This is a genomic window from Alishewanella agri BL06 (assembly GCF_000272005.1).
In the GTDB taxonomy this organism is placed as follows: domain Bacteria; phylum Pseudomonadota; class Gammaproteobacteria; order Enterobacterales; family Alteromonadaceae; genus Alishewanella; species Alishewanella agri.
The window spans coordinates 293,962-320,956 of sequence record NZ_AKKU01000001.1 but is presented as its reverse complement, the minus strand read 5'-3'; the positions used below and the strand labels follow the sequence as shown (position 1 = coordinate 320,956).

At 52.9% G+C, this 26,995-nt stretch carries 21 protein-coding genes; 11 read left to right on the top strand and 10 right to left on the bottom strand.

Annotated features, from left to right (window positions below):
- Positions 1-17 precede the first annotated feature (17 nt).
- Genes AGRI_RS01475 through AGRI_RS01465 form a run of 3 tightly spaced genes read right to left on the bottom strand, consistent with a single transcriptional unit; the run spans position 18 to position 6,419 of the window.
- Entirely contained in the window at positions 18-1,619 is a 1,602-nt protein-coding gene (locus tag AGRI_RS01475; RefSeq protein WP_008983254.1) for an L-lactate permease, read from the bottom strand.
- On the bottom strand, positions 1,619-5,194 hold the full coding sequence (locus AGRI_RS01470; protein WP_008983253.1) for an efflux RND transporter permease subunit: 3,576 nt from the start codon (positions 5,192-5,194) through the stop codon (positions 1,619-1,621). Before AGRI_RS01470 ends, AGRI_RS01475 begins: the two co-directional genes overlap by 1 nt.
- A 1-nt stretch (position 5,195) precedes the next feature.
- On the bottom strand, positions 5,196-6,419 hold the full coding sequence (locus AGRI_RS01465) for an efflux RND transporter periplasmic adaptor subunit (RefSeq protein ID WP_008983252.1): 1,224 nt from the start codon (positions 6,417-6,419) through the stop codon (positions 5,196-5,198).
- Between the two features lie 385 nt (positions 6,420-6,804).
- Between AGRI_RS01465 and AGRI_RS01460 the strand changes: the two genes are divergently transcribed.
- Entirely contained in the window at positions 6,805-7,113 is a 309-nt protein-coding gene (locus AGRI_RS01460; protein WP_008949411.1) for an isoamylase early set domain-containing protein, read from the top strand.
- Positions 7,114-7,156: 43 nt separating this feature from the next.
- Here AGRI_RS01460 and AGRI_RS01455 read toward each other — a convergent pair whose 3' ends face one another.
- Entirely contained in the window at positions 7,157-8,275 is a 1,119-nt protein-coding gene (locus tag AGRI_RS01455) for a beta-ketoacyl-ACP synthase III (RefSeq protein WP_008983251.1), read from the bottom strand.
- Between the two features lie 266 nt (positions 8,276-8,541).
- Here AGRI_RS01455 and tamA point away from each other — a divergent pair, with 266 nt between their 5' ends.
- Both tamA and tamB read left to right on the top strand, forming a co-directional pair.
- Positions 8,542-10,242 (top strand): autotransporter assembly complex protein TamA, encoded by a 1,701-nt coding sequence (tamA, locus tag AGRI_RS01450; protein ID WP_008983250.1) that lies wholly within the window; start codon positions 8,542-8,544, stop codon positions 10,240-10,242.
- Positions 10,239-13,982: an autotransporter assembly complex protein TamB gene (tamB, locus tag AGRI_RS01445; protein ID WP_008983249.1), complete on the top strand. Its 3,744-nt coding sequence runs from the start codon at positions 10,239-10,241 to the stop codon at positions 13,980-13,982. Before tamA ends, tamB begins: the two co-directional genes overlap by 4 nt.
- On the opposite strand, the gene AGRI_RS01440 is transcribed toward tamB, so the two are convergent.
- From AGRI_RS01440 to AGRI_RS01430, 3 genes are read right to left on the bottom strand one after another with little or no spacing between them, the layout of a single operon-like run.
- Positions 13,979-14,758, bottom strand: coding sequence for a methyltransferase (locus AGRI_RS01440; protein WP_008983248.1), 780 nt, complete (start codon positions 14,756-14,758; stop codon positions 13,979-13,981). The two genes, tamB and AGRI_RS01440, sit on opposite strands and share 4 nt — an antisense overlap.
- A gap of 35 nt (positions 14,759-14,793) precedes the next feature.
- Positions 14,794-15,552 carry a Nif3-like dinuclear metal center hexameric protein gene (locus tag AGRI_RS01435; RefSeq protein ID WP_008983247.1) on the bottom strand — a complete coding sequence of 253 codons (759 nt, stop codon included), beginning with the start codon at positions 15,550-15,552 and terminating at the stop codon, positions 14,794-14,796.
- Positions 15,549-16,799: a glycosyltransferase gene (locus AGRI_RS01430; RefSeq protein WP_008983246.1), complete on the bottom strand. Its 1,251-nt coding sequence runs from the start codon at positions 16,797-16,799 to the stop codon at positions 15,549-15,551. Before AGRI_RS01430 ends, AGRI_RS01435 begins: the two co-directional genes overlap by 4 nt.
- Positions 16,800-16,953: 154 nt before the next feature.
- On the opposite strand from AGRI_RS01430, the gene AGRI_RS01425 reads away from it, so the two are divergent.
- From AGRI_RS01425 to infA, 5 genes are all read left to right on the top strand, one after another.
- Positions 16,954-17,196 (top strand): Rho-binding antiterminator, encoded by a 243-nt coding sequence (locus AGRI_RS01425; protein WP_008983245.1) that lies wholly within the window; start codon positions 16,954-16,956, stop codon positions 17,194-17,196.
- Between the two features lie 124 nt (positions 17,197-17,320).
- The gene (trxB, locus tag AGRI_RS01420) at positions 17,321-18,277 is read left to right on the top strand and encodes a thioredoxin-disulfide reductase (RefSeq protein ID WP_008983244.1); all 957 of its coding nucleotides are present in this window, start codon (positions 17,321-17,323) and stop codon (positions 18,275-18,277) included.
- A 50-nt stretch (positions 18,278-18,327) separates the two neighbouring features.
- Entirely contained in the window at positions 18,328-19,038 is a 711-nt protein-coding gene (gene aat, locus AGRI_RS01415) for a leucyl/phenylalanyl-tRNA--protein transferase (RefSeq protein WP_008983243.1), read from the top strand.
- A 4-nt stretch (positions 19,039-19,042) separates the two neighbouring features.
- Positions 19,043-19,765: an arginyltransferase gene (locus AGRI_RS01410; protein ID WP_008983242.1), complete on the top strand. Its 723-nt coding sequence runs from the start codon at positions 19,043-19,045 to the stop codon at positions 19,763-19,765.
- Between the two features lie 95 nt (positions 19,766-19,860).
- Positions 19,861-20,079, top strand: coding sequence for a translation initiation factor IF-1 (infA, locus tag AGRI_RS01405; protein ID WP_008610216.1), 219 nt, complete (start codon positions 19,861-19,863; stop codon positions 20,077-20,079).
- Between the two features lie 135 nt (positions 20,080-20,214).
- On the opposite strand, the gene clpA is transcribed toward infA, so the two are convergent.
- Both clpA and clpS read right to left on the bottom strand, forming a co-directional pair.
- The gene (gene clpA, locus AGRI_RS01400) at positions 20,215-22,491 is read right to left on the bottom strand and encodes an ATP-dependent Clp protease ATP-binding subunit ClpA (RefSeq protein ID WP_008983241.1); all 2,277 of its coding nucleotides are present in this window, start codon (positions 22,489-22,491) and stop codon (positions 20,215-20,217) included.
- A 64-nt stretch (positions 22,492-22,555) separates the two neighbouring features.
- Positions 22,556-22,876, bottom strand: coding sequence for an ATP-dependent Clp protease adapter ClpS (clpS, locus tag AGRI_RS01395; protein WP_008610212.1), 321 nt, complete (start codon positions 22,874-22,876; stop codon positions 22,556-22,558).
- Positions 22,877-23,075: 199 nt separating this feature from the next.
- Here clpS and cspD point away from each other — a divergent pair, with 199 nt between their 5' ends.
- A complete protein-coding gene (gene cspD / locus AGRI_RS01390) occupies positions 23,076-23,291 on the top strand; it encodes a cold shock domain-containing protein CspD (protein ID WP_008610211.1) in 216 nt (71 codons plus the stop codon).
- A 140-nt stretch (positions 23,292-23,431) separates the two neighbouring features.
- Here cspD and AGRI_RS01385 read toward each other — a convergent pair whose 3' ends face one another.
- Complete coding sequence (locus tag AGRI_RS01385; RefSeq protein ID WP_008983240.1) at positions 23,432-25,660, bottom strand: NADP-dependent isocitrate dehydrogenase; 2,229 nt, start codon at positions 25,658-25,660, stop codon at positions 23,432-23,434.
- A 220-nt stretch (positions 25,661-25,880) separates the two neighbouring features.
- Between AGRI_RS01385 and AGRI_RS01380 the strand changes: the two genes are divergently transcribed.
- Together AGRI_RS01380 and AGRI_RS01375 are read left to right on the top strand one after the other, a co-directional pair.
- Positions 25,881-26,501, top strand: coding sequence for a pseudouridine synthase (locus tag AGRI_RS01380; protein ID WP_008983239.1), 621 nt, complete (start codon positions 25,881-25,883; stop codon positions 26,499-26,501).
- A gap of 38 nt (positions 26,502-26,539) precedes the next feature.
- A complete protein-coding gene (locus AGRI_RS01375) occupies positions 26,540-26,995 on the top strand; it encodes an NUDIX hydrolase (RefSeq protein ID WP_008983238.1) in 456 nt (151 codons plus the stop codon).

Here is a 26,995-nt window from a genome sequence, read left to right as displayed (position 1 = left end):
TCTTTTTTTCTTTCAGCTTAGCTGAAAAACCAGTAAGCCACCAGTGCCGCCGCACTGCAGTAAAACAGCATCGGCCACAGGGTGTAGCGGATAATCTCGCCCTCGCGGCCATGTAAATTCACTACGCTGGCCGCCGCTACCACATTGACCACACAAATCATATTACCGGCATTGGCACCGAGCATTTGCAGTGCCAGCACCAGAGACTGCGGCAGTTCCGCCTGCAGTGCCATCTGCTGCTGAAAACTGCCAAACATCAGATTAGAGAAGGTGGCGGAGCCGGCAATAAAAGACCCCAGCGCACCCACCAGACCGGCCAAGGCCAACCAATAGTCTGACAGGTAGCTGGCCGCCAATTCAGCCAACGCCAGCGGCATCGCCGGTAATCCTGCGTTGTTAACATCGGAATGTAAGAAAATCCGTACCATCGGCACCGCCGCCCCAAGCGCAATACAGGAAGGTAACAGCATCTTGCTACTCTGGGTTAACGCCTGCTGCAACACACTGAACTTAGCCCTAAACAGCCACAGTGCCAGTAAGGCCGTCAGCAGAAAGACGCTACCGGGTAAATATAGCGGCGCCACGCTAACACTGAGCTCAGAGCCTAAGATCTGCTGCCAGTGCCAATTTAGTCCCTGTAACGCAGCTTTGAAAGGTAGCTCCGGCACCCGGGTTAACACCAGTAATGCAGCAACCAACGCATAGGGCAACCAGGCTTGCCAAAGCGGTATCCCAGTGCTTTTCGTTGTAATCTCGGGCTTGTGTTCTGTAGCTGGCAGATTATTTTCAGCTGCCACAGGCTTTGGCACTAACCAGCCCCGCCTTGCTGCTGTCGCGGTCAGCACCAGCCCCAATAAGGCACCCAGGACAGAGGGAAACTCCGGACCAAGCAACCAGGTGACCAACCAGGCCGGTAGGGTAAAGGCAAAGCCGGCGAGTAACGCAAAGGGCGTGGCAGCCAGGCCATAACGCCAGTTGGCCTGAGTGCTAAAATAACGGCTGTACAGCAGCACCATCAGCAGAGGTAAAAAACTGGCGACAAAGAGATCAATACTGATTGCCAGCAGTGCCGTTTGTTGCAGCTCTGCCGCGCTGATCCCAGGTACACCCTGTGCCAGCCCCACCAACACCGGAGTACCGACAGCACCAAAGGACACTGCCGCCGAATCCGCGACCAGTGCCAGCACTACAGCCGAGAGCGGAGTAAAGCCCAGCGCCACCAACAAAGGCGCCACGATCGCCGCCGGGGTACCAAAACCGGCCGCGCCCTCCAGAAAGCCAACAAAGAGCCAACCGATAATCAACAGCTGGACTCTTTTGTCAGCAGAAAGCCGGGCAAAGCCTTGTTTAATCACCTCCATGGCGCCGGATAACAGCAAGACCTTTAACAGCACCAAAGCGCCGAAGATAATCCACAGAATAGTGGCAGCGATCACCAGGCCTTCCAGGGTGGCGGCCGTTAAGTGTAATAGCGGTACCTGCCATACCAGCAGAGCTAATAGCGCAGATAACAGTAAACTCAATGGCATCGCCTGCCGGGCTGGCAAGCGCAATAAAACCAGTAGGATAAAAACGCTGAACAGCGGCATTGCCGCTGTCAGCAGTTGTAACAAGGTCATTATTTTACGTTGATCGGATTTAGTTCCGCCATCTCCGCTCCGGGGCTATCGCTTGTTGGCAGCGTTGGTTTCAGCGCAAACTCATCGGCTACGCCAAAACGCTCTGCTTTACTACTCGTCGGCAACATCGCCAGGCATAACACTATCAGATAACCCAGCAGCGGGATCGCTAACAGCAGCAACCACCAGCCAGATAAGTTCGCATCATGTAAACGACGACTCATGGCAGCGATCGTCGGAATACTGATAGCAATCGCATAAGCCAGCGGCACAAACTTTAATACGCTCAACCAGGAGTAACCCAACCAGCTTGCCCATGGTAAAGCAGTAAACACCATTACCAGGCCAAACAATACCAGCACTTTCAGGGTCCAAAAGGTCCAAAACCGTGCCTGATTATCACGGCCTTTGTACTGTAAATAATTTTTCAGCACAAAGCTAAAACTCTGGATGGCGCGGGGCATAAACTTCTTCACGTCTTCCAGCATCACATACAATGCCGGGATCAGCACCAGGGTAATCACGGTTGCAAACAAGATACCGAATGCCAGCGATACCGCCATCGGGATCACGATTTTTGCCTGCAAACTACGCTCCAGCACAATAGGTGCCAAACCGACGAAGGTCGTTAATGACGTCAGTAAAATTGCCCGAAACCGCTGGGTACCGGCCTGAACCACAGCTTGCTTGATCGCCACGCCTTCGGCTCGGGCCCGGTTAACAAAGTCCACCATAATCAGACTGTCGTTTACCACCACCCCGGCCAGAGCCACTAAGCCAAACACCGACATAATGCTCATTGACAAGCCCAGCACCATATGGCCAATCACCGCACCAATCAGGCCAAAAGGAATCACGCTCATTATAATCAGCGGCTGAGCATAGGATTTTAATGGCACCGCCATTAACGCATAGATACAAAATAGCGCAAACACAGCGGCTTTCATTAAGTCACGCTGGGCGTCCATTTCATCCTGACTGGCACCATCCAGCTCACCGGTGACACCAGGATATTTCTGCTCCAGCTCTTTTATCACGGTGCGGCGCACTTCTGCTACGACTTTGCCTGGTTCAATCCGGGCTTTGTCTGCCGCGGCAGTTATAGTGACCGCGCGCTCGCCGTTAACCCTGTTAATGGCACTAAAGCTCGGTTGCAAGGTGTAGGTAGCAATTTGTGAGAATGGCACTTCGCCACCATTAGCCGTGCGGATCCGCATATTCTCCAAATCACCAATAGAGCGGCGTTCTTCCCGCGGATAACGCACCATCACTTTGATTTCTTCGCCGTTACGCTGAATACGCTGCGCTTCAGCGCCATAAAAACCGTAGCGAACCTGCCGTGCCAAATCAGCCAGCGTAATGCCCATCAGATCGGCCTCGGGTTTTAACGCCAACACAATCTCGTCATTACCACCGAGCAAGTTATCTTCGATATCAAATACACCTTCATAGGCGGCTAATGCCAGCTTTAGCTCTGCCGTGGCTTTTTGCAGATTATCCAGGTTGGTGCCTCTGAGTTGCAGCGCAATATCGGCCCCACCGCCAAAACCAGAGTTACTGAGTTTAAAGGCTTTCAGACCGGGAATTTCCGGGATCTGTTCACGCCAGCGCCGGCCGATCTCAAAACTATCCACCTCGCGGCCTTCGCTCTTATCCAGTTCCACCACGATTTGACCGGCGGTATCGCTGTTCAGGAATACCAGGCGGTGTTTTACCACCATATCCTCGCCCTCGCTCAACAACTGCTGGTCGACCCGCATCAGTGCCGCTTCAATTTCCTTAATTGCCAGCACCGTTGCTTCGTTCGAGGCGCCCTCTTCCATCTGTACCGTCGCCTGCATAAAGTCGTTCGGCACATCCGGGAAGAACACCCAGCGCACAAAGCCAGCCGACATCACGCCAAACATCAGGATCAACATGGCAAAGAACGCAGCCATGGTGACATAACGGAACTCAATACATTTTTCAATCAGTGGCCGATAGCGCTGTTCAATAAAGTTGTTCAGACCGCGCGATACTGCGCCACGAATTTTTTTCAGGCTGTTACTGCCAAAACGACCGAGCGCGTAGATCCCGCCCTTATCCGGATCCCAGGGTTTGGTATCCATATTGGCAATGTGCGCCGGCAAAATCAGTTTGGATTCAATAATGGAGAACGTTAGACACAACACCACTACCCAGGCAATCGAACCCCAGATCGCTGATTGCGCGCCGCCGACCATCAGCATCGGTACAAAGGCGGCAATAGTAGTTAACACGCCGAAGGTGGCCGGCATAGCAACTTTTTTCGCGCCAGCGATAACCGCATCGGTAGATTTACCGCGCTTTTCTATTTCGCTGTAGGCACTTTCACCAATAATAATCGCATCGTCGACCACTATCCCCAGTACCAGGATAAAGCCGAACAAGCTAATCATATTGATAGAGACGTCAAAAAACGGCAGTGGCAACATGGCCAGGGCACCGAGAAAACAGACCGGGATCCCCACCATAACCCAGAATGCAATGCGAAACTCCAGGAACAGCGTTAACGCAATCAGGACCAGTAACACCCCCATCAACAGGTTGTCGGTCATCAGATCCAGGCGGCCTTGCAGGTAATAACTGGAGTCGCCCCAATAGTCGAGCGACACCGAAGGTGGCAGCTCAGTGCGTTTTTTCTCAACATACTGCTTCACCGTTTCGGCAATGCGTAAGGTATCGTCTTCACCTACGGCGTCAATGCGAATGGATACGCTGTTCTGACCGTTAAAGGTGGCCAGTCGTGCCCGCTCGATAAAGCCGTCGGTCACCGTAGCAATATCACTTAACAGCAAGCGGGTACCATCGGCATTTTTTACCAACACGATGTTATCAAAATCGTTCTGGTAGTAGGCCTGGCCTTTAGTACGCAGCAGAATATTGCCGCTCTCTGAGCGGATCGAGCCGCCGGGTAAGTCTACTGAACTGCCGCGGATGGCGCTGACCACTTGCTCAAAGGTTAAACCGTACTCACGTAACCTATGCTCCGGGATTTCCACTGCCACTTCATAGTTACGGGCAGCGACGACATCGACCTTACTGACGCCGGGTTGTTTTTTAATTTCATCACGTATTTGCTTCGCCAGCTCTTTCAGCGTTTGCTCAGTAGCATCACCAAACAACGATAACCAGAGCACATTACTCTGGAAGCGAATGCGATAAACAACGGGGCGTTCAGTTTGCTCCGGCAAGGTAGAGATGGAGTTAACCTGGGTTTTAATCTCCTCCATCACTTCCTGGATATCGTAACCCGAGGCGATTTCCGCGACCACGGTACCCAGCCCTTCCACCGCGGTAGAACGGATCCGTTTAATACCGTTAACACCGCGGATGCTCTCTTCTATTTTATCAATCACACCACTTTCAACTTCTTGCGGTGCCGCCCCCAGGTAAGGCACCCGGATATTCACCTGCTCCAGCTGAATTTCCGGAAAAGCTTGTTTTTTAATGGTGAGTACTGCACCCAGGCCAGCCAGTAACAAAATGATCATCAGCAGATTGGCTGCCACGCTATTGCGGGCAAACCAGGCAATAATTCCCTTATTGGTATCCATCTTAGTTCGCCTCGTTCAGCTGTTGCGGCTCAGTGGCTTTAGCGGCGATAGCGGTTTCTGCTGCTTCGGCAGGAGCAGCAGGCGCATCACCCGCTACCCGCACCGTGGTGCCGGCCAGCGGATTCGTCACCGGCGATACCACCAACCGATCGCTCGCCACCGTACCACTGCCGACATAAGCAAAGTTGGCATCGGCACGATTAAGCTCGACAGCACGGAATTGCAGCAGATTGTCAGCATCGACTACCAGCAATTGATTACCGGGACGTAATAAATGCCGTGGTACCTTAGTAACCTGAGATGCAGCAACCCCGGTAATTTCTGCCTGCACAAAACGGCCAAATTGCAGTGGTGGCTGACTGCCGGCTAATTGATAGGGATCGCGCACTTCGGCCACCGCGTAGATAACCCGGCTACGCTCGTCTAACACTCCTTCAGTTCGAACAATACTGGCTTGCCATTGTTGTGGCTGCCCCGCAACCACGGCGCTCAGGGTGACGGGGATTTCGGAAACTGAACCCAGTTGCTGTGGTAAAAAGCCAAAGTCAGTATCCGTCAGTGGTAAGCGTACTTCGGCGACTTCAGTGCCCAGGATGGCTCCTAGCTGGCTGCCGCGGCTGATAAACTGACCCAGATTAGCCATACGACTGCGCACCATACCATCGTAGGGCGCGCGAATTTCTGTGCGGGCTAAATCACGCTGCGCGCGCTCTAACTCGGCTTCTTTTGATTGCACATTGGCCAGCGCACTGGCCAATTGTGGCTGACGCAAACCCAATGCCGGCGCCTTACCTTCGGTAAAGGAGCGCCATTCGGTCTCTGCCACCCGGGCTCGGGCCCGCTCTTCTTCCAGCTGCGCTTTGGCACCTGCCAGTGCGGCTTCAGCAGCCTTAACGGCCGTCAGATAATCGGCCGGCTCAACCTGCACCAACAAATCACCCTTCTTGAAAAAACCACCGGCAACAAAGTTGTCAGACACCGCCAGGATGCGGCCATTGACTTCGGAAATCAGCGTCGTTTCTAACTTGGGTGTGACAGTGCCCTGTGAGGCTATGCGGTAAGTCAGATCCTGCGGTTGCAGCTCAGCCGTATTGACCAGTAAGGGTAAGCGCTGCTCAGCGACTTTGGCTGGCGGCTTGCGCAGGGCGCCCAACCCCGCTGCTAATAACACCGAGCTGATGATAATAATGACCGGTAAGCCGACTTTAATAAATTTTGAGGCCATGCGTTTTGTATCCTGCAATGTGATTTTTCTTCTACTGGCAACCATTTTACCCGCTTAGCAGCGAGCTGCAGCAGGCGGAATGTTAATCTTTGTATCAAGTCAAAGTGTAATACTGAAACCACTCTGGCGCTGCGCTTGAGCGCAACTTAACCCAAGATACGTAGCAAAGCCTGTGACAGCTTGCTTTGGCGCACTAATACAGCGCCGGTCACGCTAAGCCAGCTAATACGCGATTCGGCACAACTAAAATATTTTGTTACAAAGTTCTTTTTTAGCGACTGCATACCTATGCTGCTTTTTTGCGCATTGGCAAAGCCGAAACTTTAAGGTAGCTTAAACCGGTACCGAATACAGTTTTCGGTATGCAAAGCAACAGGAGCTAGCTATGAGCATAAGTAAGCAGTATTTAAAGACCAAGCCCGCTTGCAAAGTGACCTTTAAACTGACTGCCGACAGGCTACCAGCCGCGACACAGGTTGCTTTATTGGGGGAGTTTAACGATTGGGATCCGGCAGCCTTGCCGATGAAGAAAAGTAAAAGCGGCGAGTTTAGCGCCACTGTCACCTTGCCGGTAAACAGCGAATATCAGTTCCGCTATCTGGTCGATGGCGGCACCTGGCTTAATGACGAAGACGCCGATGCTTATCTACCCTCCCGGGTATCTTACGATGAGAACTCGGTGATCCGACTCTGAGCAAAGGGGCAAAGCCCCTTTCATTTATCTAACCTAATGTTAATCAGCACTTTTCCAGTACAACACACCCGACCGAATAACCCGCGCCGAACGAGCACAGTATCGCTTTATCACCACTTACCAGACCTTGCTGGTACTTATGGAAGGCGATAATGGAGCCGGCCGACGCAGTGTTAGCATAGGTATCCAGCACCAAAGGCGCCTCTTCTGGTAAGGGATCGCGGCCAAGAATTTTCTTCGCCGCGAAGATATTCATATTGATATTGGCCTGATGCAGCCATAAGCGTTTTAGATCGTCCGGCGCCAGGTTCTGAGCTGCCATCTCATCCTGAATCACGTCAGCCACAATAGGTAATAACTCTTTGAAAACTTTACGGCCCTGTTGTTTGAAGAATGGCGCTTTCGGATCCTGCTCGGTAAAACAATGCTCGGTGTAACCGATATCACAGCGGATATTATTCGAAAACGTGGTTTTCAGGCGCATCCCCAAAATACGAAACGCCTGCTGACTGCTGCAGCTGCTTTCCGCTTCAATAATGGTCGCGGTACAAACATCACCGAAAATAAAATGGCTATCGCGACTGCGATAATCCACCTGGGGTGAGGCAAATTCCGGATTGACCACCAGCACCACTTTCGCGGTCCCGCCACGGATGGCATTAACGGCATTACTGATCGCGAAAGTGGCGGAAGAACAGGCCACATTCATATCAAAGGCATAGCCGCCGGCACCTAACGCCTGCTGCAGCTCCACTGATAACGCCGGATAAGGGCGCTGCATATTAGATGCCGCACAGATAATTAAATCAATATCGGCAGCGGTTTTGTTGGCTTGCGCTAAGGCTTGAGTCGCGGCCTGCACAGCCATTTCAACCATCTCTGGTAACTCATCCTCACCGCGCTTGCGAAATACCGGATGCATAATCTTTGGATCTAAAATACCGTCTTTATACAACACATGACGGGCCTTAATGCCGGAGGCTTTTTCAATAAACTCGGTACTGGAGTATTCCAGCGCTTCGATCTCACCGGCGGCAATGGCCGCGGCGTGTTCTTCGTTAAACTGATCGACATATTGATTATAACTTTGCACCAGTTCTTCATTACTGATGCGATGTTGCGGCGTAAATAATCCTGAGCCGCTAATCACCACCTGCTGCATGCTGCCACCTGTTCTATGCTGAATTCAGTATCGGAAACTGAACCTTTGTCTGTTTTGCTAATCAGTATAACTGAAATGCTGGTCAGAGGTGATGCTTTCAAGCGGATGTTCCAGGCATAACTGCCTAAAATTCCCTCAGTTAGCCGCAGTTTTACTGAACTCTCCCCCAGCTTAAGGTAAACTCTTTGTAATCAGAAAACAGAATGAGTACGGCGGCCTGCACCCGGCCGGCCGCTCCGCCGGTTTAGTCACGGCACAGGAATCCGATGCGTTATTTGTTGCTGACATTGCTGCTGTTTACTGTGCCTGCGCAGGCACAAACTACGCTGCGACTCAGCGGCTTGACGGGTGAGCTTGAAGCCAATGTGCAACGTTATCTGGACCGCTATGCCGCAACAGAAATCTCAACCTCGCTGCGTTTTCAATCCCGGTTAGAGCAGGATATTGGCACCGCACTACAGGCGCTGGGTTATTATCACAGCGAAATTGATATCAGCTTGCAGCGCAATGGCCGCAATGGCAGCCGCCTGCTGATTCGTGTCACGCCGGGTGAGCCTACCAGAATCAAAGAAACTGATCTGCAAATTCTTGGCGATGCGCAAAACGATGCGGATTTTCTCGCCATACTGGCGCAAGCACCGAAAGTTGGCGACATTGTGCATCATGGTCGCTATGACAGCTTTAAAGCCTCGCTAAATAGTCTGGCACAGCGTAAAGGCTACTTTGATGCCCGCTTTAGCATACAGCGGCTGGAGGTCGCACCGTCGCGCCGCGAAGCCTTTGTCCGCTTACATTTTGACAGTGGCATCCGCTACCGTTTTGGCCAGGTGAGCTTTAGCGGCCAGCAAATTGCCAGCGACCGCTTACAATCACTGGTGCCCTTTCAAGCCGGCGCACCTTATCTGGCCAGTCAATTAGGTGAATTGAATCAGGCGCTGGCCAACACCAATTGGTTCTCTTCTATTCTGGTTACCGCTGATACCGAAGAGATTACTGAGCATACGTTGCCGATCAATATTGAATTGGCGCCACGCAAGCGTAATAGCATTGAGACCGGTATCGGTTACTCGGACGATGTTGGCGCCCGCTTAAAGCTGAATTGGTTAAAGCCCTGGCTCAACGAGCGTGGCCATAGCCTGAACACCAAACTGGCAATTTCCGGCGCAGAGCAGAGTGTTGAAGCCGCCTATAAGCTGCCGTTGCAATCAGTCGCCACCGATTTTTGGCAGTTGCAATACGGTTTACGCAACCGTGACTATCAGGATACCCGCGCTATCGAATCAAACCTGGCACTGGAGCGCCATTGGCTACTGGCTAACGACTGGTATCGTACTGCCAGTATCCGCTGGTTGTATGAAGACTATACTCAGGCCGACCAGGAGGATAGCAGCAGCCTGCTGATGCCCGGCATCAGCTTTTCACGATCCAGACAAAGTGGCAGTGGTATGCCGCGTCAGGCCGATCGACTGTTACTCGGTATTGAGGTGTCAGATCCGTCCTGGGGTTCGGATGCCAGCTTTGTAAGACTGCGTGGCCGTGCCGGCTATATTGACAGCTTCGGTGATCGCCATCGCATGGTCAGCCGGCTGGACGCCGGCGCCATCCTTATGGAAACGGTCGAGAATCTGCCCCCTTCACTGCGGTTTTTTGCCGGCGGTGATAATAACCTGCGTGGTTATGCCTATGAGTCGGTATCCCCGCTGAATCAACAGGGTGAGTTAATCGGTGGCCGCTATATGGCAACCGCGTCTTTGGAGTATCAATACCGGGTAACGGGTAATTGGTGGCTGGCAACCTTTGCCGACTACGGTAGCGCCTGGACCGACAGCCCGGACTGGAAACGTGGTGTCGGCTTTGGTGTACGCTGGGGCTCGCCGATTGGCGCGGTACGAATCGATTTTGCCTGGGGTCTTGATGCTGAAGGCTCGCCGTTTCAACTGCACTTTTCATTGGGGCCTGAACTATGAGGCGTGTGCTAACCTGGCTTAATCGCGGTTTGCTGCTGCCACTGCTGGCGCTGATTTTGTTGCTGCTAGGGTTGCTGTTTACCCAACCGGGTTTGCGGCTAAGTATCTATGTGGCCGAAAAAGCCTTGCCGGCATTACAAGTGGCGGAGGTTGAAGGTGCCTGGCTAAGCGGTGCGAGCTTCCGCCAGCTCACCTATCAGGACCCGCAGTTTCAGCTGAGTGCGCAAGAACTGAGTTTGCGCTTACAAAAGCGCTGTCTGGTGCAGTTTCGGGTTTGTATACCCGAGATAAAAGTGGTCGGGTTACAGCTAAATCAGCGTCATGACGTGCCGCCAGCAGCGCCAAATGACAGCACTGAACTGGTCAGTGAGCCGGCATCTGCTGCAGGCTTGGGTATTGCCTTTCCGGTTCCGGTGCGGATTGACCGCCTGATACTGGACCAGATTGAGATTGCCTTAGCTGAGCAGCACCTTGCCTGGCAACATTTTAGTATTGGCGTTAATGCCTGGGGTAACCGCTTGCAGCTCAGCCAGGGCCGCTGGCACGGCCTGAAGCTAATCCTGCCGGAAGCCAGCGCCAGTGAACCGGCTAATGCTTATATCCCGCCAGTATTACCTGAGATCCGACTGCCTTTTTCAATATATCTGGATGATTTTCAACTTACTGAGCTGCAGTTTATGCAGGGCGAGGTGCAGCAACAACTGCAAAGGGCCAATATCAGCGCCCAGCTAACGCCGCAACAGATCCGTATCCTCGACTTACAGCTGGAGCATAGTGCATTTCAAGCCCAAGCCGCAGCCAATGTGCAGTTGAGCCAGCATTTCCCGCTGAACGCCCGCTTTGATTTGCAGCTGGCCGATAACCTGCTGAGCGGTCAGCGCGTACAAGGCGAGCTGTCCGGCGATCTTGCCAGGCTACTTTTGACGCTAAACAGCAGTGGCCCGGTTACACTAACGGCCCAGGCGGAAGCCGCGTTGTTAAGCGCGGATCTGCCCCTGCAGCTGAACGTTGGTGCCACGACACTGTCCTGGCCCCTGACCGAGCCGCAATACCAACTCAGCGACACCTCATTACAGCTCACCGGTTCATTGAGCGATCTGCAGCTGCAACTTGACTCTACCGTCAACGCGACTGCGCTACCCGAAGCTAAGCTGTCACTTACCGCGAACTGGCGGCACTGGCAACAACAAGCCTTGATTACAAACCTCAGCCTGCAAACCCTGCAAGGTGAGGTGCAAGCTCAGGGTGAGCTGGCGCTGAGCCCTATGCTGAGCTGGCAGTTAAAACTCGCGCTCAGTGAGATTGCGCCCGAACAGTACTGGCCAGAGTTTCCCGGGCGCTTAAATGGCGAACTGGAGCTGGCAGGTCAATATCAGCCGGAACAAGGCCTACAACTTAGTGTGCCGCAGTTGGCGCTGCAGGGCGAACTCCGGCAGCTGCCGTTACGTTTACAGGGGGCACTTGAATTAAGTGGCGAACAGGCGCTGACACGCTGGCAGTTCAGCTCTCCGGGGTTGCAGTTACAACATGGTAGCAACCAACTGTCACTGCGCGGTCAGTTGGCTGAAGACTGGCAGCTTGACTCAAACTTAAACTTTCCGGATCTGGCGCAAAGTCATCCCGGCCTTGCCGGTAAGCTACACGGCACTGCCAGTCTGCGTGGCGCCGCAGCAACACCCAAGCTGGAGCTGCAACTTAGTGCCGAGCGTTTGGTTTTTGCTGATGCCAGGCTGCGGGCGGCAGAGCTAACTGCCAGTGTAGATTTGGCCCGGCAGTGGCAAACTGAGTTATCGCTAATGCTGCGTCAAGGCCGTTGGCAGCAGCAACGGTTACAGCAGCTGGATCTGAACCTTAGCGGTAACCAGCAACAGCATCAGCTAAAGCTGGCATTGCAAGCCGATGAGCTAAACACTGCCCTGACGGCAACGGGTAGCCTGGAACCCGGACAGCAATGGCAAGGTAGCCTCGATCAGGCCAGCATCACCAGCTTACTCGGTGAATGGCGCCTGACTGCACCACTGGCGATAGTAGCCATGCTACCCGAACAAAGGCTGACCCTGGACCGGCATTGCTGGCAGCAGGAATCGGCCAGTCTCTGTTTAATCGACGCCGCCAATATCTCGGCCGGGCAGGTTAACGCAGCATTGCAACTGAGTGATTATCCCCTCCAGAAACTCAACAGCTTATTGCCGTTACAAAGCACTATTGACGGCGTGCTGCAAGCTAAGCTGGATCTGAGCTGGCAAGTCAATCAGGCACCTACTGCCGTGCTGTCGGTGCAGGCACCGCAGGGCCGGTTTGTGCAACAACTGGATGTCCCTGTTACCCTGCCCTGGCAACAACTGGAATTTAACGCAGAGTTGGCAGCGCATCAGCTGCGCAGTCACCTCAGCGTACAGCTCAGTAATAGTGGTCAATTACAGGCGCAGGCGTTAGTCAGCGATTTGGATCAAAGCACTAGACCACTGCGCGCAGAACTGACACTGTCAGATCTGACCTTAGAGTTTTTAAAGCCGCTATTAGACGAGTATAGTGAACTCAGTGGCCAAGTCTCCAGCCGGCTAAGCGTCGATGGCTCCCTCGCCGAACCTCAGGTACAGGGCGAGTTCCGGCTGGCTGATTTGCGGGTTAAAGGTAAACTGGCTCCTACCGATATTGAACAAGCCGATCTGGTGTTGAGTTTCCGTGGTGAACGTGCCGAGCTGGAGGGTTTGGTAAAGACGCCAGAGGGTCAGATCGAATTAGTGGGTCTGGCAAACTGGCAGGATTTGGCGGCCTGGGATGCCAGCCTGGCAGTCAGCGGTGATCAGTTAAAGCTACAAATCCCGCAAGCTGAACTCTATCTCAAGCCCGATTTACGTTTAGATGCGGGTCCCGGTCGCGCTCGTTTGAGTGGTGTAGTACAAATTCCACGGGCGGCAATCAGTGTCGACAGCCTGCCGCAGAATGCGGTGGGATTATCCGATGACCATATTCTGCTGGATCGCCGGCTGCAACCGGTTAGCGATCCTCAGGCCGCACAGTTTGCCATTGAAACCGATATCCGGGTGCAATTGGGACCGCGGGTGCGCCTGGAAGCCTTCGGTTTAAAAAGCCGCTTAGCCGGTGAACTCAGGGTACAGCAACAACAATTTAATCCAACAGTGCGCGGCGAAGTGTCATTAGTCGACGGCACTTTCCGCGCTTATGGTCAGGACTTATTAATTCGTCAAGGCAAACTAACCTTTAACGGCCCGGCCGATCAACCCTTTTTAAACGTCGAAGCAATCCGCAATCCGGCCAATATGGAAGACGACGTTATTGCCGGTATCCGGGTCACAGGCCCGGCCGATGAGCCAGTGGTCGCCATCTTCTCTGAACCAGCCAAACCCCAGGCCAATGCCCTGTCCTATCTGATTATGGGCAAGGATCTGGACAGCGAATCGGGCTTTAATGCTAACAGTGTTACCACCAGCCTGATTGGTATGAGTATCTCCTCCAGCGGCAAGCTGGTTGGCGAAATCGGTGAAGCCTTTGGCGTTAGTGATTTAATGTTGGATACCGAAGGTGCCGGTGATAATTCGCAGGTAACGGTAAGTGGCTATTTAACCCGGGATCTGCAGCTAAAATACGGCATTGGCATCTTTCAGCCAATTGGTCAATTTACGCTGCGATACCGGCTGCTGCGTAATTTGTATCTGGAAGCGGTATCGGGTCTGGATAATGCGGTCGACTTGTTGTACAAGTTTGAGTTTGATTAGGCCCGTAACAGCAAATGGATATAACGGCCAAGCGACGCATAAGGCTCCTGCCGGTTATACTGCAGCTCCAGCGCTTCTAACTCAGCATAATGACTTTGCTGCTGACTCCGATCGCGTAAATAATCATGAAAACAACGCACCCCGGTTTTCCCCAGCAGCGCGAAGCCCGACTGCTGACACCACTGCAATACCTGCTGGGGCGATAACGGCTGCTGCGGATTTAACCGAACCGGTTTTTTCGCTTTTAACCCGGCCTGCACATAGGCAAAGTTACCGTAAATGATATTACTTAAACGATGCGCATCCTGGTTATAAAACATCAGCGATACTATGCCGCCTGGCTTTACCAACTGCCGTAGCTGGCCAATTGCGGCTTCTGGCTCGGCTAACCATTCCAGCACTGCATGACAGAGCACCAGCGGGTAAGCTTGCCCGCCAAGCCGCTGCGGTAAGTCTTGCAGTGAACTCTGACTGATCTGTAACTGCGCGCTCAGCCCCTGAAGCTTTGCCTCCTCTGCCGCCAGTTGCAGCATCTCAGCCGAAATATCAGTCAAATGGACGTGATGCCCCAGCGCAGCCAGCTTTAGCGCCAGCTGGCCCTGGCCGCCGCCAACATCGAGAATGGCGGTTGGCGTAGCGAGCTCGGGTAATTCCAGCAAATCACGCAGCAATACCGCCTGGCGAATTTTACCCTTGGTAGTCTGGTAAATATTGCTGGCAAAGCGGCTGGCCAGGTTATCAAAATTACGATCTTTTAATGGCTTAGATTGGCTCATAGTGGCGTTTGCTAAAGCATCTGGTTAGGCCGGCTCTAGGCCGGATTAGGAATATCGATAAAGTGGACGCTGAGGCCAAGTTCAGCCGCCAGGTATTCGCCCAGCGCTTTAATACCATAGCGCTCGGTGGCATGATGGCCGGCGGCAATAAAATGGATCCCCAGCTCGCGCGCCACATGAATGGTTTGCTCCGACACTTCGCCGGTAACAAATAATTGCGCCCCGGCCGCCGCCGCTTGTTCAATATAGCCCTGGCCGCCACCGGTACACCAGGCGACAGTGCGGATCTCACCAATACCGGCATCTTCGAGTAAAACCTCACGCTCTAGCTGCTGGCTAAGCGTTGCCGCAAGCTGTGTGAGCTTTGCTGGCGCAGCCAACTGCCCCATTTGCAGCACGCCGGCAGGTTCAGCGGTTAACACAGGCTGCGGCGCCGAGATCCCCAGCAGTGCACCAAGCTGAGCGTTATTACCCAGCTGTGGATGCACATCCAGTGGCAAATGATAGGCCAGTAAATTGATATCGTGTCTCAGTAAGGTGGCCAGACGCTGCTTCTTCATCCCCACCACCTGCATTGCTTCGTTTTTCCAGAAATAGCCATGGTGTACCAGCACTGCATCGGCGTTGAGCGCCACCGCTTGCTCCAGCAGGGCCTGACTGGCGGTCACGCCGGTTACTACGGTACGGATCGTGTCGCGCCCTTCTACCTGTAAGCCATTCGGGCAATAATCTTTAATGCGGGCACTGCCGAGTTTTTCATCAATAAAAGCGACGAATTGCTGCCGTGTAATCATGTTAGAACCTTGTTTTTTGCGGTGATCCACAGTCCCATATAATGGCTGCTGCGATAAGCGTGTGATTGTAACATCAGGCCGGTAAAATTGCGTTGCCGCCGCGCGCTGGTTTGCTCGGCACTGGCATTGAGCAAAGGCGCCAATTGTTGCCAAACCCGGCTTGCCTGCTCAGCGCCAAAGCGCTGCTGCAGGATCTGATAGCCCTGCTGCTGTGCTGCCAGCCAGGGTGTTTCATCCTGATATAAAGCCACGGCGGCCTGACAAAACGCCTCTGCAGTATCGGCAATAGCGCCGCCCCAGCCTGTGCCAGCCTGCATACCCTCGGCGCCAATTGAGGTGGTAACACTGGGTGTGCCGCATTGCATCGCTTCCAGCAATTTACCTTTTAACCCGGCGCCAAACTGCAGCGGCGCCAGGCAAAGCCGCGCCTGTTGCATCACCGCTACCGCGTCCGCAGCCCAGCCTTTCACCAAAAATCCGTCGCGGGCATTATGCAATGCCGTGGCTTTAGGCGGCGGATAGGCGCCGTAAATATGTAACTCGGCCTGCGGTAAGGCCTTACGGATCTGGGGCCAGAGTTGTTGTTTCAGCCAGAGTACTGCCTGCCAGTTCGGGGCATGGCGAAAATTACCGATACTGATAAAGTGTGTGCGCTCAGCAAAAGCCGGCACTGCTGGCACCACGGCAGCATGCCAGAACGGACAGTAACAGAGCAGCTCAGATGGCACCCGGTAATGCTGCTGTAGCAACTGCATCTCATAATCGGAAATCACCAGTGTCAGGTCACAGCGATAGATGGCGGCAATTTCCCGCAGCGCCAGCTCGTTATTTAACCGCTCCACCGCCACCTCTTTCGCCACCAGCGCGTCCCCAGCTTTAACGGCGTCGTGCCTTGCCTGACGCAGCGCATGTAAATCTTCCATATCCAGTAGGCGCAGGGCATCCGGACAACTTGCCGCGACCCGCCAGCCAAACTGTTCTTCCAGCATAAAACGGTCAAATAACACCGCCTGCGGGTTCACGTCTTTCAGCCACTGGTCAAAGCTATCGCAATTTAGGGCAATGCGCTGCTCGCTGACACCAATGGCCGGTAAATCCACCCGATGCGGTCCGGGCTCAGCCGCGCTGGCAAAGCACACTCGCCAGCCTTGCGCCTGAAAGAGCTGAACTAAACTCAGCATCCGGCTGCCCGCCGCGGAAGACGCCGGCTCAGGCCAGACATAGCCGATAACCACCAGTAATGGCATAAGGCCTCCTTACAAAAGAGCGTATTGTAGCGGTTCAAAGCCGCAGGGTATAGCAAGCAGACCAGGCGGCTAGATACAACAGACTGATAGGTTGCAGTTCCGCTTGAGTTTGGCTATACCTTGCTGAACTGAACGAGCCTGGGATGACACGACTATGCTGGATTGTGACAAACATGATTATATCGAGATTGTCTGCCTCTATCGTTATCCGCTGCTGCTGACACTGCACAATGGCGATATGCTAAGTGGCACCGCCATAGACACCCGCTATAACGCGACGCGACAGGAATGTTTGGTGCTGCAGCAGCAGAGCACGCAACAGCTGCTACCACTGTCTCAGATCCGCCAGCTAAAGGTAACCGTCGATAATCCTCATCTGCAACAACTTATTTTTTAATGCTGCGTGCGCCTTTATTTACAGTTATACCGTCGCCATTTCCCGACAACGGGGTTTCGCTTTGTGCTGGCTTTCCGTAGAATCCCGCTATCTTTTTTGCATTATTTTCCAATGGAGTGCTCTGATGTCAGAGGTTAAACACAGCAAACTGCTTATTCTGGGCTCTGGCCCTGCCGGTTACACTGCCGCCGTTTACGCGGCTCGCGCCAACTTACAACCGGTACTGGTAACCGGGATGCAGCAAGGCGGTCAGCTGACCACCACCACCGAAGTCGAGAACTGGCCCGGTGATGCGCACGGTTTAACTGGCCCGGCGCTGATGGATCGGATGCGTGAGCATGCGGAAATCTTTAATACCGAGATCGTGTTTGACCATATTCATACCGTTAACCTGCAACAGCGGCCCTTTATCCTGACCGGCGACAACGGCCAGTACAGCTGTGATGCGCTGATTATCGCCACCGGCGCTTCCGCCAAATATCTGGGCTTACCGTCGGAGCAGGCGTATAGCGGCCGCGGTGTGTCAGCTTGTGCCACCTGTGACGGTTTCTTCTACCGCAATCAGAAAGTCGCGGTAGTCGGTGGTGGTAATACTGCGGTGGAAGAAGCGCTGTATTTATCCAATATCGCGGCCGAAGTGCATCTGGTGCACCGTCGTGACAGCTTTAAAGCGGAAAAAATACTGATTGACCGCTTAATGGCTAAAGTTGCCAGCGGCAATATTATCCTGCATACCCACCGCGAACTGGATGAAGTGCTGGGTGATGAGATGGGCGTGACCGGTGTGCGGTTAAAATCGACTCAAGGCGAAGCGGCAAAAGAGCTGGCACTGCAAGGCGTTTTTATCGCCATCGGCCACAAACCCAATACCGATATTTTTGCCGGTCAACTGGAAATGAATGGTGGTTATTTGAAAGTGCAAAGCGGCACCGAAGGTAACGCGACACAAACCAGCATTGCCGGGGTGTTCGCTGCCGGTGATGTGGCAGACCATATCTACCGTCAGGCCATTACCTCAGCCGGCTCCGGTTGTATGGCAGCGCTGGATGCCGAGCGCTATCTGGACGCCCTGGGTAAATAACCGCGTATGAAGCCGCAACATGCGGCTTCAGCTTGCCCGCGCCCTGCCTGATGCCTATCTATCTGCCGGAGCTATTAGCAGATGAACTCTGGTTCCCGCCCGTGCAACAGGCGCTGCGGGAGCCCGATGGCTTGCTGGCGATGGGCGGTGATCTCTCGGTCGCACGCCTGCAGCTGGCCTATCAAAGCGGCATCTTTCCATGGTTTTCTGAAGGCGACCCTCTACTCTGGTGGAGCCCTGCTACCCGCGCTGTCTTTGCACCCGATACGCTCAGCTTAAACCGTACCTTGCGCAAGCAATTACGCCGTGAGCAGTTAACCGTCACGCTAAATCAGGCGTTTGCCGAAGTGATCAGCAAGTGTGCCGAACCCCGGCCCAGTCAGGCACAAACCTGGATCCTGCCACCGATGCAGCAAGCCTATCTGGCGCTGCACCAACAGGGACTGGCGCACAGTGTCGAAGTCTGGCACGACAAGCAACTGGTCGGTGGCTTATATGGCGTGCAGCTGGGGCAAATTTTTTGTGGCGAATCGATGTTTAATCGCATCGATAATGGTGCCAAATTTGCGTTGATAGCGCTGCAACAGCATTTGCAGCGCTATGCCCCCGGCTGGATTGACTGCCAGTTACCCAACTCGTTCTTAATGCGCTTGGGGGCGACCGTGTTGCCGCGCCACGATTATCTGCCGTTATTGACTAGCTTAAGTTCACAAGCGGCCCCTCCGGGGCACTGGCGACCGCAACCTTTGGTGTTGGAGTAACGCAGTGACTGAGCAAAGCCTGCAATTTGGTTTAACACCGCCCGCAGCGTGCAGTTACCTGGCAACGGAACAGGAACAACTAGCCGTGCTGTTAACACCAGAACCGCTGGATGCCAGTTTATACCAATTACTGATCAAACATAATTTCCGGCGCAGCGGCAATCAACTGTACCGGCCACATTGTCCCAATTGTCACGCCTGCCAGTCATTGCGGATCCCGGTAACCGATTTTAAAGCCAGTGCCAGTCAGCGCCGCCTGTTAAATAAAGCGGCGCGCAGCGGCTGGCATTATCAACTGACTAAAGTTCCCGCCTCGCCCGCGGAGCGGCAACCGTTATTTCATTTATTTGCCGATTATATTGCCTTTAAACATTCGGATGGCGTAATGCACCCAGCAACTCAGGAGCAACTGGACTCCCTGCTGGACAGTACATGGCAGCCGATCAGATTACTGCAGCTGTATCAGGCCGGGGTGTTACAGGCTGTAATGGTGGTGGATGAACTCGCCGGCGCTTTTTCAGCAGTGTATACCTTTTTTAGCCAGCAAAGTGAGCCCTTCTCGCCCGGTAAACTGGCGATCTTATATCTGCTACAACTGGCAACAAGCCAGGATGCCGACTATGTTTACCTTGGCTATCAGGTCGATGGTTGTCGTAAAATGGCGTATAAACAGCAATTCTTACCGCATCAGCGTTATTTTAACGGTAGCTGGCACTCATTTGCTTAAAAAAGCGCTTGCTGCTTTACTTATCGGCTGCTTTTCGGCACAATCTGCGCTGTTTTTCCAAAGGCACCAAATTTTATTAGAGGCGAGTACGCTGAATGGCGAAAGAAGATGTAATTGAAATGCAAGGTACCATTTTGGATACCCTGCCAAACACCATGTTCAAAGTTGAGCTGGAAAATGGTCACGTAGTGATCGCACATATTTCCGGCAAAATGCGCAAAAACTATATCCGCATTTTAACCGGTGACAAGGTTACCGTAGAACTGACGCCTTATGATCTGACCAAAGGCCGGATCGTATTCCGCCAGCGTTAAGCAGCCTTAGCCGCCGCCAAATATCAGGATGTTGGCAGCGCACCAGGCAAACCCGGCTTAGCCGGGTTTTTGCGTTTTAGCTGCCAATACTGTCACTGTAATCGCATTATGGCTTTTGTTGCAGTCGCCGGGTGATCAGCCCGGCTGTGCTTCGGTGGCAATGGCTTTAGCCGTCTGGTAGTGAAATTCCAGTTTATCCGCCACCAGTTCAACCCGCACATCACCGCCTTCCGTTAGCACCCCAAACAGGATCTCATTAGCCAACGGCTTTTTCAGTTGCTCCTGGATCACCCGCGCCATCGGCCGGGCACCCATCGCATGATCATAGCCCTTAGCCGCCAGCCACTGCCGCGCTTCGCTACTGAGCTCCAGTGACACCTGTTTCTTATCCAGTTGTACCTGCAAGTCACAAATAAACTTATCAACAATTTGCAGAATAATCTCCTGATCCAAATGTTGAAACCAGATAATGCCATCGAGCCGGTTACGGAACTCCGGACTAAAGGTTTTATTGATTTCACTGAGCGCATCATGACTATGATCCTGCTGTTTAAAACCAATCGACTTACGCACCGTTTCCTGTACCCCGGCATTGGTCGTCATCACCAGGATCACATTGCGAAAATCAATCTTGCGACCGTTATTATCGGTCAGGGTGCCGTGATCCATAACCTGCAGCAGAATATTGTAGATATCCGAATGTGCCTTTTCGATTTCATCCAGCAATACCACCGAGTACGGGTGTTTCGATACTGCATCAGTCAGCAAGCCGCCCTGCTCAAAACCAACATAGCCCGGTGGCGCACCAATTAAACGGCTCACCGCATGGCGCTCCATATATTCCGACATATCAAAGCGCAACAGCTCTACGCCCATCACCTTAGCCAACTGTTTGGTGACTTCGGTTTTCCCGACCCCGGTAGGCCCGGCGAACAGGAAGCTACCAATAGGTTTTTCCTCATTACCCAAGCCGGAACGTGATAAGCGGATTGCTGCGGTTAAGGCTTCAATCGGTTCGTTTTGGCCAAACACCACCAATTTCAGATTGCGATCCAGATTGGCCAACACTTCTTTATCCGAGGCCGATACGGACTTCTCCGGAATACGGGCAATCTTAGCAATCACCTGCTCAATTTCCGCGACGTTAATCACTTTTTTGCGCTTCGATGCCGGTAACAGCCGTTGTGAGGCACCGGCCTCATCAATCACATCAATAGCTTTATCCGGTAAATGCCGCTCGCTGATATATTTTGCCGACAATTCAGCAGCAGCGCGCAGTGCTTTCTGGGTGTATTTGACATTATGGTGTTGCTCGTAACGTTCTTTTAAGCCCAGCAGTATGCGGGTGGTATCTTCGACACTGGGCTCTACCACATCGATTTTTTGAAAGCGCCGTACCAGTGCGGTATCTTTCTCGAAGATATTTTTAAATTCCTGATAGGTGGTCGACCCCATACAGCGTAAGCGGCCGCTCGACAGCAAGGGCTTAATCAGATTCGAGGCGTCCATCACACCGCCTGAGGCCGCACCGGCACCAATCACGGTATGAATTTCATCAATAAACAAGATGGCATTTTTCTCGCGCTCAATTTCTTTTAATAGCGATTTTAAGCGTTTTTCAAAATCACCGCGGTATTTGGTACCAGCCAGCAAAGCGCCCATATCCAGCGAGTAGATGGTGGCATCAGCAATCACATCCGGCACTTGCTGCTTGATGATACGCCAGGCCAGACCTTCGGCAATGGCGGTTTTACCGACACCCGCTTCACCGACCAGCAAGGGGTTATTTTTCTTGCGTCGACAAAGGATTTGTACTGCCCGCTCTACCTCTGCATCACGGCCAATCAGCGGATCAATCAGGCCATTTTTTGCCTGCACATTCAGGTTAGCAGTAAAGTTTTCCAGATAGCGATGCTCTTCGGCGCCCTGCTCGCCAATCTCGTCCTGAGGGCTGTCTTCATGTTGTTCCAGCTTTTCAGTTTTGGTAATGCCGTGCGAAATATAATTCACCACATCCAGCCGGGTGATATCAATTTTCTTCAGTAAGTAAACCGCCTGCGATTCCTGCTCAGAGAAGATTGCGACCAGTACGTTAGCGCCGTTAACCTCTGATTTACCCGAAGATTGCACATGAAAGACCGCGCGCTGTAATACGCGTTGAAAGCCGAGTGTCGGCTGCGTATCCCGCTCCAGCTCCCCCTCCGGCAGCACCGGGGTGGTAGAATCGATAAAGCTGGCCAGCTCCTGACGTAATTTATCCAGATTGGCGCCGCAAGACTTTAAGGCCGCACCGGCCGAAGGGTTATCCAACAAAGCTAATAACAAATGCTCAACCGTCATAAACTCATGCCGGCGTTCGCGCGCAAACCTGAATGCCATATTCAGCGTTAACTCAAGATCTTTATTTAACATACATCACTCCTAATCCACCTGAGTTAGAGACATCCTTGGCCACAGCCCCGGGATGCCAACGGTTTTAAGCGCGTTCCATGGTACAAAGCAACGGATGCTGATGCTCCTTGGCATAGGTCATCACTTGCTGCACCTTGGTTTCGGCAATTTCGGCAGTAAAGACCCCACAAACCGCACTGCCTTCGTAATGTACTTTCAGCATAATTTCGGTGGCTCTTTCATACTGCATATTGAAGAACCGGCTCAGTACATCGATGACAAAGTCCATCGGGGTATAGTCATCGTTATGCAAAATCACCTTATACATCGGTGGCGGTGCCAGCCGCTGCCGGGTGAGTTCTGCAATATCATCAAAATGTACGTTGGGATTCTGCTTACCGCTCATAAATTAACTATAGCCATGCGAGCGCCATCCAGCAAAGGCGCGTGTTATTAAAATTGCGTAAAGGTTTTAGCTTATTTTTGCAAATACCTTGACTGTTTGCTCAAATTATCTACATTAAATAACGGGGCCTGTTGCGGCTCCTGCTATGTGCCTCACTAGCATACAGAATATAGCTAACTTAGAGAAGGAAGTAAGTAGTATGGCTACCGGTAAAGTGAAATGGTTCAATAATGCCAAAGGATTTGGATTTATCCGGGAAGACGGACGTGACGAGGACATCTTCGCACATTATTCAACCATTAACATGGATGGCTACCGCACGCTGAAAGCGGGCCAGGACGTGGTATTCGACTTGTCTGAGGGCCCCAAAGGCTTACACGCTGTCAATATCAAACTGCCCGGTGTCGATGAATAGCACAGCGGACCTGAAAACAAAAAAGCAGGCGGCGCCTGCTTTTTTGTTGTCTTAAGATTACTGCGCTAGTAACACAACAAACAAGACATTATCCCGGCCCGAGACCCGGTTATGACCGGATAGCGGGCCGCTCACCGCTATTACAGTGCTGCCAGCGCCGCGTTTAAGGTTGCGCTTGGCCGCATCGCTGCAGCCACCTTGGCCTGATCCGGACGGTAGTAACCGCCGATATCCACTGCCTTACCCTGCACGCCGTTTAACTCCGCCAGAATTTGCTGCTCGCTGGCTTCCAGGGTGTCCGCCAGTTTAGCAAAGCGTGCTGCCAGTGCGCTGTCAGCCTGTTGTTTTGCCATAGCGCGGGCCCAGTACATCGCTAGATAGAAGTGACTACCACGGTTGTCCAGCTCGCCGGCTTTACGACGTGGTGATTTGTCGTTGTCCAGGAATAAGGCTGTCGCCTGATCCAGGGTATCGGCCAGGATCTGTGCCACCTTGTTACCGGCAACCTGAGACAGATGCTCCAGTGATGCTGCTAGCGCCAGGAACTCACCGAGTGAATCCCAGCGCAGATGGTTTTCATCAACAAACTGCTCGACGTGTTTAGGTGCTGAACCACCGGCGCCAGTTTCGAACAAGCCGCCGCCGTTCATCAGTGGCACGATAGACAGCATCTTGGCGCTGGTACCCAATTCGAGGATTGGGAACAGGTCAGTCAGATAGTCACGCAGCACGTTACCGGTTACCGAAATCGTATCCAAGCCTTGCTTCATCCGCGCCAGAGTATGACGGGTAGCATCAACCGGCGACATAATCTGCAGATCCAGACCAGTAGTATCGTGCTCTTTTAAGTAGCTTTGTACTTTCTTAATCAACTCAGCATCATGAGCGCGGGCGCTATCCAGCCAGAATACTGCTGGCGTGTTGCTTAAACGGGCGCGGTTAACGGCCAGTTTTACCCAGTCACGGATAGGGGCATCTTTTACCTGACACATGCGCCAGATATCGCCAGCTTCGACCTGATGGCTAAATACTACTTCGCCTTGGCTGTTGGTTACCACTACGGTACCGGCGGCCGGGATTTCGAAGGTTTTATCGTGTGAACCGTACTCTTCCGCTTTTTGCGCCATTAAGCCGACGTTCGGTACTGAACCCATGGTACGCGGGTCAAAAGCACCGTTCTTCTTACAGAATTCAATCGTTTCCTGATAAACACCGGCATAGCAACGATCCGGGATCACGGCTTTGGTATCATGTAACTGACCATCCGGGCCCCACATCTGACCAGAGCTGCGGATCATCGCTGGCATCGAGGCATCGATAATCACATCGCTTGGTACATGCAGGTTGGTAATGCCTTTATCGGAGTTCACCATCGCCATCGCCGGCTTGCTGGCATACAGCGCCTTGATATCGGCCACTATGGCGTCCTGCTCGGCTTGCGGCAGCTGTGGCAGCTTGGCATACAGATCGCCAATACCGTTATTCACATCCACGCCCAGCTTGTCAAAGGTGGCGGCATATTTAGCGAAGATCTCTTTGTAGAACACCTTTACCGCATGACCGAACATAATGGGGTCTGATACCTTCATCATGGTGGCTTTTAAGTGCAACGAGAACAGTACACCCTGCGCTTTCGCACTTTCTACTTCAGCGGCATAGAAGTCACGCAGCGCTTTTACGCTCATAAAGGTGGCATCAACCACTTCACCGGCTAGTACTGCCACTTTTTCTTTTAATACTTTAACGCTGCCATCGGCCTGCTGCAGGCTGATTTTCAGCACATCATCAGCAGTCATGGTAGCGGATTGCTCAGAGCCATAAAAATCGCCAGCCGTCATATGGGCAACATGAGATTTCGAGCTGCTGCTCCAGGCACCCATGCTGTGCGGATTTTTACGGGCATATTGCTTAACTGAAGCCGGCGCACGACGATCAGAGTTACCTTCCCGTAATACCGGGTTAACCGCCGAGCCTTTGATTTTGTCGTAGCGTGCTTTAGCATCACGCTCCTGCTCGGTTTTCGGCTCTTCCGGATAATCTGGCAGCGCATAGCCCTGGGCTTGCAATTCTTTGATCGCTGCTTTCATTTGTGGAATAGAGGCACTGATATTTGGCAGCTTGATAATGTTGGCATCCGGCTGTTTCGCCAGTTCACCCAGCTCAGCCAGATCGTCGTTGATGCGCTGTTCAGCAGTTAAAAATTCCGGAAAGCTCGCAATAATACGGCCCGACAAAGAAATATCACGGGTTTCAACGGCTACACCGGCCGCGGCAGAAAAGGCCTCAATAATCGGCAATAACGACTGGGTCGCCAGCGCTGGCGCTTCATCAGTGATGGTGTATATAATTTTTGCACTTTCTTTCGACATGTTAGTTCCTGTATTGTTAGCGCCGGATCGCCATGACAAGGCCATCGCCACCCGTGTATGGAAATTGTTTAAAACGCAGCCAAACAAAGCCGGCTGAGTATATCAGCATCAAGGCGAATAAAACAGGCAGCGCGCATCCAGCGGCACACTACCGGTTAAACAGCACCAGCGGGCGGCGCTGTGTCAATACTACTATTACTAGCAGATGCAGAGACCAGGCGTGAATAATCAAAAACGGCCGTCCCGGCCAAAACATAAGGCTTTTTCGGCAAAAAACAATAGGACTAAGGTAGAAAATCCACTATTGGTACTCTTTAATAAGCCCTATGATGTGTTAAGTCAGTTTACCGACAACAGCACACCGCCGCGCCAGACACTGGCTGATTTTTTAGCCATTCCGGATATCTATGCTGCCGGCCGGCTGGATCGGGACAGTGAAGGCCTGCTGCTGTTAACCAACTGCGGTAAAACCCAGCAAAGCATTGCTGACCCGGCATTTAAAGCACCGAAAACCTACTGGGTGCAGGTCGAGGGGCAAATTACCGAACAGGCTCTGGCACAGCTGCGTCAGGGTGTACAACTTAACGACGGCATGACGCTACCGGCCCAGGCTGAGCTTTTGGCGGAACCCGAACTCTGGCCGCGGCAGCCGCCGGTTCGCTATCGGGCCAATATTCCGACCAGTTGGCTGGCCCTGACTATTCACGAAGGTCGTAACCGTCAGGTGCGGCGAATGACAGCCGCAGTTGGCTTCCCTACCCTGCGTTTAGTGCGGGTTAGGATTGGCGACTGGCAACTGGACGTTCTGGCGCCGGGGCAGTATCGTAGTATCAATTTGTAATCCGCACTGACGCGGCAGCGACGACAACAAGGAATAGCATGAGCAGGAACAGACTCCATCTGACAGTAGCAGCGGTGGTTTATTATCAGGGCCGGTTTTTGCTGGTACAGGAGCGCGACAAACTCAGTGGTCGGGAAGTCCTCAACCAACCGGCCGGCCATATGGAAGAAGATGAGGATTTGCTTAGCGCCGTCTGCCGCGAAGTTTACGAGGAGACCGGTCTGACCTTACTGCCGACCGCCTGGCTGGGCTTGTCACAACTCAAAGCCAGCAATGGTCATACCTATGTCCGGGTAAACTTTCTGTTTGAACCCGACAGCCTGCCGCCAGCGTTTCGCCCCCAGGATCCGGATATCCTGGCACTGCATTGGCTAAGTAGAAACGAGTTACTGGCGCAAAAGCTGCCACCCCGCAGTCAGTTGGTGTTGGATGCCATTGATCTCTGTTTAGCTGGCACCCGACTGCCACTTTCGTTGATCCAACCGCTTTGCTAG

Coding starts and splice junctions, on each gene's coding strand:
- AGRI_RS01465 (WP_008983252.1), bottom strand. CDS start 6,419: ATGGCCTCAAAATTTATTAAAGTCGGCTTACCGGTCATTATTATCATC.
- AGRI_RS01440 (WP_008983248.1), bottom strand. CDS start 14,758: ATGAGCCAATCTAAGCCATTAAAAGATCGTAATTTTGATAACCTGGCC.
- AGRI_RS01475 (WP_008983254.1), bottom strand. CDS start 1,619: ATGACCTTGTTACAACTGCTGACAGCGGCAATGCCGCTGTTCAGCGTT.
- AGRI_RS01455 (WP_008983251.1), bottom strand. CDS start 8,275: ATGCAGCAGGTGGTGATTAGCGGCTCAGGATTATTTACGCCGCAACAT.
- clpS (WP_008610212.1), bottom strand. CDS start 22,876: ATGAGCGGTAAGCAGAATCCCAACGTACATTTTGATGATATTGCAGAA.
- AGRI_RS01460 (WP_008949411.1), top strand. CDS start 6,805: ATGAGCATAAGTAAGCAGTATTTAAAGACCAAGCCCGCTTGCAAAGTG.
- AGRI_RS01470 (WP_008983253.1), bottom strand. CDS start 5,194: ATGGATACCAATAAGGGAATTATTGCCTGGTTTGCCCGCAATAGCGTG.
- trxB (WP_008983244.1), top strand. CDS start 17,321: ATGTCAGAGGTTAAACACAGCAAACTGCTTATTCTGGGCTCTGGCCCT.
- AGRI_RS01425 (WP_008983245.1), top strand. CDS start 16,954: ATGCTGGATTGTGACAAACATGATTATATCGAGATTGTCTGCCTCTAT.
- infA (WP_008610216.1), top strand. CDS start 19,861: ATGGCGAAAGAAGATGTAATTGAAATGCAAGGTACCATTTTGGATACC.
- clpA (WP_008983241.1), bottom strand. CDS start 22,491: ATGTTAAATAAAGATCTTGAGTTAACGCTGAATATGGCATTCAGGTTT.
- aat (WP_008983243.1), top strand. CDS start 18,328: ATGCCTATCTATCTGCCGGAGCTATTAGCAGATGAACTCTGGTTCCCG.
- tamB (WP_008983249.1), top strand. CDS start 10,239: ATGAGGCGTGTGCTAACCTGGCTTAATCGCGGTTTGCTGCTGCCACTG.
- AGRI_RS01385 (WP_008983240.1), bottom strand. CDS start 25,660: ATGTCGAAAGAAAGTGCAAAAATTATATACACCATCACTGATGAAGCG.
- AGRI_RS01375 (WP_008983238.1), top strand. CDS start 26,540: ATGAGCAGGAACAGACTCCATCTGACAGTAGCAGCGGTGGTTTATTAT.
- AGRI_RS01435 (WP_008983247.1), bottom strand. CDS start 15,552: ATGATTACACGGCAGCAATTCGTCGCTTTTATTGATGAAAAACTCGGC.
- tamA (WP_008983250.1), top strand. CDS start 8,542: ATGCGTTATTTGTTGCTGACATTGCTGCTGTTTACTGTGCCTGCGCAG.
- AGRI_RS01430 (WP_008983246.1), bottom strand. CDS start 16,799: ATGCCATTACTGGTGGTTATCGGCTATGTCTGGCCTGAGCCGGCGTCT.
- cspD (WP_008610211.1), top strand. CDS start 23,076: ATGGCTACCGGTAAAGTGAAATGGTTCAATAATGCCAAAGGATTTGGA.